Source organism: Stomatobaculum sp., from assembly GCF_057248925.1.
In genome coordinates this window covers 36,287-48,169 of the sequence record NZ_DBHIHF010000001.1, presented here as the reverse complement: position 1 = coordinate 48,169, position 11,883 = coordinate 36,287, and the positions used below count along the sequence as shown (strand labels likewise).

10 protein-coding genes are annotated in these 11,883 nt (G+C 51.0%); all 10 read left to right on the top strand.

Going from position 1 to position 11,883, the window contains the following annotated elements:
• The first annotated feature begins 3 nt into the window (after positions 1-3).
• The 10 genes from ilvN to ACO4XG_RS00035 all read left to right on the top strand — a co-directional run bounded on the left by ilvN (position 4) and on the right by ACO4XG_RS00035 (position 11,881).
• A complete protein-coding gene (gene ilvN, locus ACO4XG_RS00080; RefSeq protein ID WP_040799150.1) occupies positions 4-507 on the top strand; it encodes an acetolactate synthase small subunit in 504 nt (167 codons plus the stop codon).
• Between the two features lie 102 nt (positions 508-609).
• Positions 610-1,632, top strand: coding sequence for a ketol-acid reductoisomerase (gene ilvC, locus ACO4XG_RS00075; protein WP_485129623.1), 1,023 nt, complete (start codon positions 610-612; stop codon positions 1,630-1,632).
• A gap of 560 nt (positions 1,633-2,192) precedes the next feature.
• Positions 2,193-2,672: a GGDEF domain-containing protein gene (locus tag ACO4XG_RS00070; protein WP_308509275.1), complete on the top strand. Its 480-nt coding sequence runs from the start codon at positions 2,193-2,195 to the stop codon at positions 2,670-2,672.
• A 12-nt stretch (positions 2,673-2,684) separates the two neighbouring features.
• On the top strand, positions 2,685-4,133 hold the full coding sequence (locus ACO4XG_RS00065; protein ID WP_308509274.1) for an MBOAT family O-acyltransferase: 1,449 nt from the start codon (positions 2,685-2,687) through the stop codon (positions 4,131-4,133).
• A 15-nt stretch (positions 4,134-4,148) separates the two neighbouring features.
• Entirely contained in the window at positions 4,149-5,435 is a 1,287-nt protein-coding gene (locus ACO4XG_RS00060; protein WP_308509273.1) for an alginate O-acetyltransferase AlgX-related protein, read from the top strand.
• 18 nt (positions 5,436-5,453) lie between these two features.
• Entirely contained in the window at positions 5,454-6,170 is a 717-nt protein-coding gene (locus ACO4XG_RS00055) for a polyphosphate polymerase domain-containing protein (RefSeq protein WP_308509272.1), read from the top strand.
• A gap of 12 nt (positions 6,171-6,182) precedes the next feature.
• A complete protein-coding gene (locus ACO4XG_RS00050; protein WP_308509271.1) occupies positions 6,183-6,866 on the top strand; it encodes a DUF4956 domain-containing protein in 684 nt (227 codons plus the stop codon).
• An 11-nt stretch (positions 6,867-6,877) separates the two neighbouring features.
• The gene (locus tag ACO4XG_RS00045; RefSeq protein WP_308509270.1) at positions 6,878-8,497 is read left to right on the top strand and encodes a CotH kinase family protein; all 1,620 of its coding nucleotides are present in this window, start codon (positions 6,878-6,880) and stop codon (positions 8,495-8,497) included.
• A 1-nt stretch (position 8,498) separates the two neighbouring features.
• Positions 8,499-10,835: a glycosyltransferase family 2 protein gene (locus ACO4XG_RS00040; RefSeq protein ID WP_308509269.1), complete on the top strand. Its 2,337-nt coding sequence runs from the start codon at positions 8,499-8,501 to the stop codon at positions 10,833-10,835.
• A complete protein-coding gene (locus ACO4XG_RS00035; protein WP_308509268.1) occupies positions 10,832-11,881 on the top strand; it encodes a glycoside hydrolase family 5 protein in 1,050 nt (349 codons plus the stop codon). The genes ACO4XG_RS00040 and ACO4XG_RS00035 overlap by 4 nt, the downstream gene beginning before the upstream one ends.
• Positions 11,882-11,883: the final 2 nt, after the last annotated feature.

Sequence of the window (11,883 nt, the reverse complement as noted above, 5' to 3'; positions counted from 1 at the left end):
GAAATGCAGATGAGAGTCGTTTTTTCGCTTTTGATGGACAATACGCCCGGCGTTCTGAGCCGCATTGCGGGTCTGTTTACGCGGCGGGGTTATAATATCGAGAGCATTACGGCGGGCGTCACCGCAGATCCGCGCTACACAAGAATGACGGTGGTCTCGAACGGCGACGATGATGTGCTGGAGCAGATTGAGAAGCAAATTCGAAAGCTCGAGGATGTCAAGGATATCAAGCGTTTGCCGGAAGACAGAAGTGTTTACCGTGAACTCATGATGGTCAAAATACGTGCGAATGCGGGACAGCGGGAATCTGTTCATGCGGTTGTGCAGATTTTTCGCGCTAGTATTGTGGATGTGGGCAAGAGCTCTCTCACGATATTATTAACCGGGGATCAGAGCAAGCTGGATGCACTGCTCAAGCTGCTGGAAGAGTATGAGATTCTGGAGCTTGCGAGAACAGGTATCACAGGACTTTCGCGCGGAGCGGAAGATGTGAGATATCTGCCGTAAATTCGGTTATCAGAACTGGGTTCTTTCGCGGACTGAGAGTCGCAGAATTCGGTCTTTTTTGATAATGCTTTTGTTGACACGAAAAAGATGGAGGAAAATAGTATGGCACTGAAGATTTATTATCAGGAAGATTGCGATGTTTCCGTTTTAAAGGGACATAAGGTTGCGATTATCGGTTACGGTAGCCAGGGTCACGCGCATGCGCTGAATTTGAAAGATTCCGGCGTTGATGTCTGTGTGGGTCTCTACGAGGGTTCCAAGTCGAGAGAGAAGGCAGAGAAGCAGGGGCTCACGGTGAAGACCAATGCCGAGGCTGCAAAGTGGGCAGACATCATCATGATTCTGATCAACGATGAGCTGCAGGCAGATATGTACAAGAAGGACATCGAGCCGAATCTCAACGAGGGCGACATGCTCATGTTCGCACATGGCTTTAACATTCACTTTGGTCTCATCACACCGCCGAAGTTCGTCGATGTCACGATGATTGCACCGAAGGCACCGGGCCACACGGTTCGCAGTGAGTTCCTTGATGGCAAGGGCGTTCCGATGCTGATTGCGGTGGAGCAGGATGCAACGGGCAAGGCACTGGAGAAGGCACTCGCATACGGCGCGGCAATCGGTGGCGCGAGAGCGGGTCTGCTGGAGACGACCTATCGCATCGAGACCGAGATCGATCTCTTCGGCGAGCAGGCTGTCCTTTGCGGCGGTGTTTGCGCACTGATGCAGGCAGGTTTCGATACGCTGGTTGAGGCAGGCTACGATCCGAGAAATGCGTATTTCGAGTGCATTCACGAGATGAAGCTCATTGTCGACCTCATCTACCAGTCCGGTTTCGAGGGCATGCGCTATTCGATTTCCAACACGGCTGAGTTCGGTGACTATGTCTCCGGACCGAAGCTCATCACGGATGAGACGAGAAAGGCAATGAAGAAGATCCTTTCCGATATTCAGGATGGAACATTTGCAAATCAGTTCCTGCTTGATATGAGCCCGGCCGGACGCCAGGCGCACTTCAAGGCAATGCGCAGAAAGGCTTCTGAGCATCTTTCGGAGTCTGTCGGCAAGGAGATCAGAAAGCTCTATAGCTGGAACAATGAGGATTCCAAGCTGATTAATAACTAAAACCGATTTTGCAAGAAGGGCGATGGAAGCTGTGTTTCCGTCGCCCTCTTTTTAAACTGTATACATTTTCTGAAATGAATACATAATAAAGAAAAAGTTTACAATTTGTTTACAGTTCGGGCGCAATCGTAGACTTCCCGTCATATTTAGAGTATGCTTTCTTGCGGATATCTTAAGGATACGAGCAGAGACATTTCAGGAGTAAGGACATGAGAGATAGTATGGATTTGGTGATCCAGTGCCTGGAAATCTTGAAGGAAGACAGCACAAGGCGGGGACTGGAGCGCTTTTTGCGTACGGCAGCGCGCGGATTAAAACTTCCGGCATTGGCGCTTCACCTGCAACAGGGCGAACGGAGGCGGCGGTTGAGCTGTCGGACCGCCGGAACGCAGGCGGTCAGGTTTGTGTTCCGCCTTCCGCTGGAGAGCCGCGGTGTGACAATCGGAACTCTGGTCGTAGGTTGCAGTTCTCTGTTTCAGAATCTCCGTGTCCGAAAAAGTTGTCGTTCTTTGGCCCTTCTGCTCTCGACCGAGCTCGGTAACCAAAGAAGAGAAGAGAGCTTGCGGCGTGCGGCACATTCCGATGCGTTTCTGAACATCAAGAACCGAAATGCAATGGAAGCACATCGAAGGGCGCTGATGAAACGGAATGCGCCGCGTTCCGTCGGAGTGGTTTATCTCGATTTGAACGGGCTAAAACAGACAAATGACCGGTACGGCCATAAGGCAGGTGATCGGTTGTTGCAGCGGGCGGTGGATTTCTTTGCTGCTTATTTTCCGCGTGAACATATTTATCGCGCGGGCGGAGATGAATTTGTTATTTTGGAATCCGGACTGCAAGAGACGAGTTTCTCAGCGCGTGTCCGGGATTTACGAAAGGCACTCAAAGCGCATACAGCGCCGCAGGCTGCAATGGGGGCAGCGTGGCGCGCGAGAGAAGGATTGGTACAGGAAGCACTGGATGAAGCTGATGCCGAAATGTACCGCGATAAAAACGGCACCGGACGGTATCGTGGTGCCAAGAAACAAAAACAGATATAAAAGGGGAAGCGCATGGTATTTTCCAGCATCACATTTTTGCTTTATTTTTTGCCGATTGTTTTTCTGGTCTATTATATTCTTGCGTTTTCTCGTCCCTTGCAAAACATATGGCTGGTGATTACGAGCCTTCTTTTCTATGCCTGGGGTGAGCCTATCTATGTGTTTCTGATGCTCGCGTCCATCACATGCAACTGGCTGTTCGGAATGATGTTGCTTTGGATTCGGCAAGACCGGGTCAAAGCGCGGCGTCTGGTTTTGATCATTGCTTGCGTTCTGAATCTTGGCATGCTTGGTATTTTTAAGTATTCGGGATTTGTGGTTGAGACGGTCAACGGCATTATGGAGCGCCCCTTTCTCCCGTATCCGAATATTGTTCTTCCGATCGGTATTTCCTTTTTCACATTCCAGGCTTTGTCCTATGTCATAGATGTCTATATGGGAAACGCTGAGCCCCAGAAGAATCTGTTGGATATCGCACTCTATATCGCTTTCTTTCCACAGCTTATTGCGGGCCCGATTGTCAAATATTCGGCAATTGCAGAGCAGATTAAAACGCGGCGCACGGATCTGACCATGTTGACCGAAGGGATATGCCGTTTTTGTGAGGGATTCTGTAAAAAGATTCTGATTGCGAACAATCTCGCGGTGATTGCGGATACCGTATTTAATCTGACGAAAGGCGGTGACTCCACAATTCCGGTGCCCATGTTGCTCGCCTGGCTCGGCGCGGTGAGTTACATGTTCCAGCTCTACTACGATTTCAGCGCCTATTCCGATATGGCAATCGGACTTGGTCTCATGTTCGGTTTCCGCTTTTCCGAGAACTTCCGCTACCCGTTTGTGAGCCGTTCGATCCGTGAGTTTATGACGCGCTGGCACATCAGTCTTGCATCCTGGTTCAGCCAATATGTCTATAAACCGCTCGGCGGCGCAAGTAGCAAGAAAAAAGATGTTATGATACGAAATCTCTTCATCGTCTGGCTGCTGACCGGTCTCTGGCACGGTGCGAACTGGACTTATATCTGGTGGGGGTTGTACTTCTTTGTTTTAATCATATTCGAAATTATGTTCCGTCTCGACGAGCGAGAGGGGCATGAGGTCCTTCGGCATGCCTATGTGGTTGTCGCAACGGTTTTTGCAATGGTCATTTTCCGCTGCGAGACAGGAGAGCAGATGTCTCTCTTCTTTGCGGATTTGTTCGCGCTCGGCGGAAACGGTTTTTACAGTCCGTCGGTCGTCATGTTTCTGAAAGAGTACGGTATTTCTCTGATCGGCGCCGTGCTGTTTGCACTGCCTGTTCGCAATTACATTCTGGAGAAGACGGAAGACAGCGAGGGACATGAAATTTTCTATCGGAGCTGCGGAGTCATTTATGTGATTTGCCTCGGAGCCTGCATGCTCTTTTCGATTGCAATACTGGCGAAGGGCGGCTACAACCCGTTCATTTACTTCAACTTCTAAGGAGGAGACGAAACGATGAAACGATATCAGGCAGTCTTCTCGGCACTGTTTCTCGCGGGTCTGTTTTCGCTCTCGGCTTTAAACTTATACCGGGAGCGAGACGCTCTGCAAAAGAAAATTCAGGACATTGAAAAACCAAAGGCGGTGTCCGAATACAAGAAGTACACAAAGCAGCTTGACGGTATTCTCTCGCAGACGCTGGTCGGCGGGCACCGCTGGAACGAGCTCTACGGCACTGTGTACAGGGCGCTCGGCAAAAATGAGGAAAACTCATTCAAGTATGTGAGAGATGAAGATTCGGTACTCTATTCGGGAAACTTCTATAATAATTCGAATCTCAGTGCTCCCGGCATTGCGGGACGCATGCGTCGCTTACAGGACAGTCTGAAAGATAAGGGCACTAGGCTGGTGGTCATTATGTATCCGACCAAATTCCGCGAGGACTGGTCGAGAGGATATTACGGCATACCCTACAACAATCTGAATGCCTACGGCGATGAAGTGCTTCGTTATCTGCGCCGTTACGATGTGGACTATGTCGATGTGCGAGATGTCTTTCGGGATGCCGATATGAAGGCAAAGGATATTTTCTACCATACCGACCACCACTGGACCGTTCCTTCGGCCTTTTATGCGACCGGAAAGATTGTTGACCATCTGAATCAAAAGTTTGAGGCAAACTTGGACCCCGATGGGTATTACCGGGATTTGAACAACTATACGATTGAGACCTACTCGCATATCTATATGGGATCGCAGGGCAGAGATGCCGGTCTGATTTATTCGCGGAGGCTCGACGATTATAGTTTCGTCTACCCGAAGTTCGAAACCAATTATCACTACTATTCGCGTTACAAAGGCGGCAAAGAGGCGAACAAGGACGGACCGATAGAACGCACGCTGATCGATCGAAAGTATCTGGATTATGCCGATCCCTACGACCGCGAGATGAATAACAGCTACTTGCAGGGTGTAGTCCGTTTTGACCAGATTGACAACAAGCTGAATCCGAACGGACCGACGGCGCTCTTTATTCGAGATTCTTACTCCTCGCCGGTCGCGACCTTCCTGTCACCGATGTTCTCACGCATCGAATTACTCTGGTCCCTGCATTTTAGCCCGACCGGAGATGGAAGCATTCAGAAGATGCTCGAGAAAAAGCATTTTGACTATGTCTTCGTGGCGCTTGCGCTGGATAACTTCACCAACGAGGGTACACCGTTCTATACCGATGACCCGAAAGCGGCGGAAACCGGAGATGCCGATGTGGCTGCGCAGGGACAGGATCCCGCCGCGCACTGAGAGAGGAGGGGATAAAACATGAGCATTGCGGCAGAAGTAAGCCGTGTGGAGCGAAAGTTTGTCTTGCCGGTTAAAATGGCGGAAGACCTCTACGGAAGACTCCGATATCTCTTGCCCGGCGATCCGTTTCAGGGGTATGAGCCTTACAACGTTCGTTCGCTCTATTTTGACTCGTTTTACAACGAGGACTATGTCGACAAGATGGATGGTCTTGAAGACCGGAAAAAGATACGCATCCGAATCTACCATCCGACGGACACCAAGGCAAAACTGGAACTCAAGCAGAAGCAGGGGGAAAATCAGCATAAGCTCTCGCTCGGTATTACGCGGGAACAGGCACAGGAGATGATCGCGGGAAATTATGACTGCCTACTCGAAGAGGGGTCGGAACTTGCCGAAAATATTTACGGTATCATGCACAAGGAGCAGTACCGGCCCGCCGCATTGATTCAATACAAGCGCAGAGCTTTTGCCGTGCCGATTAATAACATCCGGATTACCTTTGACAGCCACATTGAGACTTCCGAGGGCAATTTCGATTTATTTTCGGAACATCCCGGAATCTTCTATCCGGCGGACACACAGAGTTTTGTCGTGCTGGAGGTCAAGTACAATAACTTTTTGCTCAGCTATATCAAAGATGCGCTGCAACTCGCAGATCTCACGGAAGAGAGCTATTCCAAGTATGTCGCGGGCAGACGCTATGGTTTGCTGCCGGTCATCGGCAGAGTGTAAAGGGGGAGAATTATGAGAAACGCACTGTATCAGTACTTGTCCGCACAGTCGGGCACCTTGTCCACCGGCGAAATTTTGATGAGCTTTATTGCGGCCATTGTGATTGCGCTGGTCATTTTTGTGAGCTATCAGTTTTCACATGCAGGCACCGTCTATAGCGCTAAGTTCAATGTATCGCTGGTCATGTTGACCATTGTGACAACGCTTGTCATGAGCGTCATCGGAAACAACGTCGCCCTGTCGCTCGGCATGGTCGGTGCGCTCTCGATTGTTCGTTTCCGCACCGCGATTAAGGACCCCAGAGATACGGCCTATATTTTCTGGTGCATCGCCTCCGGCATCTGCTGTGGCATCCAGGACTTTAAGATTGCCGGCATCGGTTCGGGTGTGATTTTCCTCGTGCTCCTAGTACTCGGCAATGTGCGCTCCAATGACCGATATCTCCTGATTGTGCGGGGCAGCGGCAAGAGCGACGAAATCATGAAGACGGTCAATGAGTACTATGAGCACAAGGCGCAGTTCCGTGTGGATAATTCGGAGAAGGATCGGATTGAGTTGATTTATGAGATTTCCGGAAAGCTTCGCGAAAAATGCCTGCAGAAGCATGAAGGCAGAGAACTGAAAGACGTACTTTTCCAGATTGAAGGTGTAGAGGCAGTGCATCTCGTCTGCCAGAACGACGAGATTACGCGCTGATTGGCGGTAACATGAGAACTCCAACAAGAAAAACGCTGATTACGGCGGCGGTTGTCCTAGCAGTGCTGACGATTTTTGTCACAGCTTTTTCCTATTTAAAAGCAGCACTCTCGATGCACTATCGAAGTTATCAGCATGAGGTACATCAGAACGCGGACAGCAGTCTGGGGCCGGACAGTATGCCCGGAGATGGCAGTGTCGATGTCGCCACCTTTGAGACGCATCTGCCGATTGTCGTTCTGGATATGAACGGAGAAGAGCCGAAAGACATTTACAAGATGGTCGGCGACGGACAGAAGCGTGAATACAGAGATCCGAATGTGACCGACCCCTGGATTCCCATGACGTTCACCTTGGTGGACAATCCGAACGACCACAATAAGATTACGGATGCACCGTCCTTTGTAAATCACGGCAAAATAAAGCTTCGCGGTGCTTCTTCGCGTTCCTTCCAGAAGAAGCAGTATGGCATTAAGCTCCTCGACGATGAGGGCAAAGAGCTCGAAGCGCCGCTCCTTGGCATGGATGCGGATGAAGACTGGGTGCTTTCCAACAGTATTCTGGACGCAAGCCAGATTCGCAACTACATCGCCTATAATCTGGCCGGTCAGCTCATGCCGTTTACGCCGGAGTGCCGCTTCGTCGAGATGTTTATCAAAGACGGTGATACTTATAATTATCGGGGACTTTACCTCCTGACCGAGCCGGTCAAGCAAGGCAAAGGACATGTGGACATTCAGGACTACAATCCCAGAGACAAGCGTCCCGCAGTCATTCTGGTGCGTGACCGCGCGGATGACACCAAAACGACACTTTCGACCTGGGCTTCCGATCAGCAGCTCACATACGGCTGGTTCACCATCAAGTATCCGAAGGATTCTCTGCTGACGCCGGAAGTTAAACAGAAATTGGAGACTGAACTCACAGAAATCGAGAAAACGCTGTACAGTGATAACTATCGCCAGTTCTTGAGTTATCCGCATCTCATCAATCTGCCGAGCTTTATCGATTACTTTGTCATCAACGAGTATTTCATGAACTATGACTCGGGTGACAATTCGACCTACTATTACCAGGATCCGGCGCATCAACTTAGTATGGGACCGCTCTGGGACTATGATAACTGTTGGGACAACTACAAGTTTGCGGCAGGCGGTGCGGAGTACATGGTCATGCCGGAGCGCCCCTGGTTTGAGCGCATGGTGCGCGATCCGGATTTCGATGCGAGGGTGGTGCAGCGTTATAAGGAACTGCGGAAGGGGATATTCTCCGATAAGAATGTGATGCAGTTCATCGACAAGACGGTGGCCTATCTCGGCAATGCCTCGAAGCGAGACCGCAGCCGCTGGAGAGAGGTCTATAAGGAGAACCACCAGCTGGCGCTGGTCAAAGAAGGTCACGGCTATATGATTGACCGAAACCGCGAAACCTATGCGGAGGAATTGGTGCGCTTAAAGGACATGATTAAGGGGCACGGCAAATGGTTGGATCTCTATATGGGCGATTATCTGAACGGCTTTATTCAGGAGCCGCTTGCGGAACGCAGCCGTGAGACTTACGCAAATCTGGCACTTGCGTTTTTGTTGCTCTTCATTGCATCCGCCTACCTTCTGGGTAAGAGAGTGAAATAACATGTACGAGAAACACGAATTCAAACTGCAGACCGAGAAGATTCCGCTGTATACGCCGCCGGAGTCAGCCAACATCACATTAAAGAAGAAACAGCCGCTCTGGCTTGCGGTGCTGGTCGGCATTGTGATGGTGGGCTACGGAATCTGGCGTATCGGGTTTACCCTGCCTTCTGCCTCACAGTACGGCTGGCTGGCCTTCATCGGCGGCATCTTTCTTCTGGTTGCGGAGCTTTTGTCCTCTTACGAGGCACTGTCACATTACCTGTCACTTCGCGACGTCTATGAGCCGGAGATGCCGGATGTGCCGCATGAACTGTTTCCGGACGTCGATGTCTTCATTTCGACGCACAACGAGGAGACGGACATTCTGTTCAAGACGGCAAATGCCTGTGCGGCCATGGACTACCCGGATCCCTCGAAGGTGCATGTTTTTCTCTGTGACGATACCAATCGCCCGGAGGTCGCGGCTCTTGCGAAGGAACTCGGTGTGGGGTACTTCGGTCTCAGCAACAACAAGCACGCGAAGGCCGGCAACATCAACAATGCGCTGAGTCGCACGACTTCTCCGCTGATTGCCACTTTCGATGCCGATATGATTCCGAAGAGCAACTTCCTGATGGAGGTGGTTCCGTATTTCTTTTTGCCCATCATGGAAAAGAAGGAGGACGGCTCCTGGGTTGTCAAGCCGAAGGAAGCACAGAAGGACTGCGGAAAAATCGGTTTCATTCAGACGCCGCAGGTCTTTTATAACGCCGACTTGTTCCAGTACAATCTCTATGCGGAGGATAGGGTTCCGAACGAACAAGACTACTTTTTCCGCGAGGTGAATCTCGGCAAGAATCGCAACAATGCCGTGCTTTATGCGGGCTCCAATACAATGATTTCGCGCGAAGCGCTGGAAGGTGTCGGCGGTATCGCAACAGGCACGATTACCGAGGACTTTGAGACGGGACTCCGGATCGAGGCACTGAATTATCGTTGCTATGCGGTCAAGAAGCCGCTTGCCCAGGGGTTGGCGCCGATTACCATTTCGTCGCTGATCAAACAGCGCGTGCGCTGGGGACGCGGTTGTATCTACTCGCTTCGCCGTGTGCACCTTCTGAGCAATCCGGCATTTTCGTTGAAGTTGAAACTCAGCTACTATGCCTGCCGCATTTATTGGGAGAGTTTTTCAAGGCGCCTGGTCTATATTCTGTCGCCGGTGCTTTTCTTGTTGCTCGGCATTCCGCTGGTCGTAATGGATCTCAGGCAGCTCTTGTTTCTCTGGCTTCCTTACTACATCTTTTACAGCTTCTTGCTCACGAAGGTGAGTTCGGAAATCCGCGATACGCGCTGGAGCAATACCATCGATACCATTATGTTTCCTTACCTTCTCATTCCGATTTGGGCGGAGTTCTTCCACATCAATGAGAAAAAGTTCTCGGTTACGGCAAAGTCCCGCTCCTGGAATGACAGCAATGAGTTTTATCTTGCCATTCCGCATATCTGCCTCTTTGTTGTCTCCGCAATTTCGCTGATTTTTGCGGTGCAGCAGCTCATCATCAACCGCGCCTTCGGTCTGATTATCATGATCATGTGGATGCTGATTAACTCGTTCAGTTTGTTGATGGCTGTTTTCTTCATGCGCGGCCGCGTCAATGAGCGAGAGTTTGAGCGTTTCGACTGTGACCTTGAGATGGAAGTGCGTCAGGAGGCGGAACAGGAAGAGGGATTTGCGGCGCGGGTCATCAATATCTCCGAGGGTGGTTTTGCCTTTGAGCGAAAAGAACCGCTGCCGTTCCCGACGGATCGCGGGACAGTGCTGCATTTTGTCATCAAAGACCGGAAATATTGTGCGTCGCTGCGCGGCAAAATCATTGCGGTCAGCAAGCCGAAGCGCGGTAAGGTCTGGACTTACCGGGTACAGCGCGTCGGCGAGATGAGTACGGCCGAGAAGCGAGAGTTTTTCCAGATTGTCTATGACCGTCTGAATCCGTTGCCGGAGAAACTCGCCGAGGATACCAGTTATTTCGACGACTTGTTTCGCGTTATGGAAGAGGGCAACAAGGAACGGGCGCCGCAGCGCCGCACAATGCCGCGTTTCCGCGTGCGAAGCAAGGAGAAACTCGCCGACGGCACGGTCGTCATGGTCGAGGATCTGAATTTCAAATATGTGCGTTTGCGGCTCGTGAAGGGAGGAGCGCTTCCGGAGACGCTCACGCTGTTTGAAGGAACTGAGTATCCGATGCAATGTGAAAAGAGTGAAATCCGGGAGGGACTGTATCGCATTCAAAACAGCGAAGCGCTCCTGGAAAATCCGGTGTTTTTAGAGAAAATCAAGGAGTGGAGTAAGAAATGAGCACAGCGAAACATCAGTCCAAAAAAGCGGTCGTCGTTGTGCTCGCCGGGATTCTGGCCAGTGTACTCGCGGGCGGCTTTTTCTATGCCAATGCGGAAGAAGGCTATCACGGCGTAAAGTCCTACGGACAGCTCAGTGTCCGCGACGGGAAATTGTACAGCGAGAAGGCAAAAAAGACGGTACAGCTGCGAGGCATCTCGAGCCACGGACTCAGCTGGTATCCGGAATTTACCACGCGTGAGGCGCTGCGCAGTGTCAAACAGTGGGGGGCCGATTTGTTTCGCGCGGCTATGTATACGGATCAGGAGGGCGGCTATCTCTACGAGCCGGAAGCGGCCAAGAAAAGGCTGTATACAGCGGTGGACAATGCGCTCGCGGAAGACATGTATGCGATTGCGGATTGGCACACGTTAAAGGATAAGAACCCGCTCGATCATGTGGAAGAGGCGAAGCGCTTTTTCCGTGAAGTCTCGGCGCACTACGGGAACAATCCCGGCGTGATTTATGAAATTTGTAATGAGCCGAATGGCGACACGAGCTGGGAGGATGTGAAGCGTTATGCCGAACAGGTAATTCCGGAGATCCGTGCAAACGCGCCGCAGGCACTCATCCTATGCGGGACACAGGACCACTCGGCGAATCTCGACGGCCCGCTGCGGGATCCGATTGACGATTCCAATCTCATGTATGATCTTCATTTCTATGCGGATGTCTCGAAAGAGAAGCATTTCGATGCGGTCTACGAAGAAAAGCTGTTGCGGGCGAAACTTCCGATTTTTGTGAGCGAATGGGGCATCAGCTACGGCAAGCTCGATGATACCCACATCAAGAGCCCGCAGGACAGCCGCCTCTCGTTTCAGGAGGCAAAAGAGTTTGCTGCCTTTTTGCGGAAAAATCAGATTTCCTGGACTTACTGGTCGCTCTCCAATAAAGCAGAGGCACATAGCATTGTGTTGCCGTCTTCCTCTAAAAAGAGCAATTGGGAGAGCAGAGATTTGACGCCGTCGGGCATTCTGGTGCGTCGTCTGCTTTTAGAAAAGGAGTAATG

Bases quoted from the DNA above. Each gene is read 5' to 3' on its own strand.
- ilvN (WP_040799150.1), top strand. From the start codon at position 4: ATGCAGATGAGAGTCGTTTTTTCGCTTTTGATGGACAATACGCCCGGC.
- ilvC (WP_485129623.1), top strand. From the start codon at position 610: ATGGCACTGAAGATTTATTATCAGGAAGATTGCGATGTTTCCGTTTTA.
- ACO4XG_RS00065 (WP_308509274.1), top strand. From the start codon at position 2,685: ATGGTATTTTCCAGCATCACATTTTTGCTTTATTTTTTGCCGATTGTT.
- ACO4XG_RS00060 (WP_308509273.1), top strand. From the start codon at position 4,149: ATGAAACGATATCAGGCAGTCTTCTCGGCACTGTTTCTCGCGGGTCTG.
- ACO4XG_RS00055 (WP_308509272.1), top strand. From the start codon at position 5,454: ATGAGCATTGCGGCAGAAGTAAGCCGTGTGGAGCGAAAGTTTGTCTTG.
- ACO4XG_RS00050 (WP_308509271.1), top strand. From the start codon at position 6,183: ATGAGAAACGCACTGTATCAGTACTTGTCCGCACAGTCGGGCACCTTG.
- ACO4XG_RS00045 (WP_308509270.1), top strand. From the start codon at position 6,878: ATGAGAACTCCAACAAGAAAAACGCTGATTACGGCGGCGGTTGTCCTA.
- ACO4XG_RS00040 (WP_308509269.1), top strand. From the start codon at position 8,499: ATGTACGAGAAACACGAATTCAAACTGCAGACCGAGAAGATTCCGCTG.
- ACO4XG_RS00035 (WP_308509268.1), top strand. From the start codon at position 10,832: ATGAGCACAGCGAAACATCAGTCCAAAAAAGCGGTCGTCGTTGTGCTC.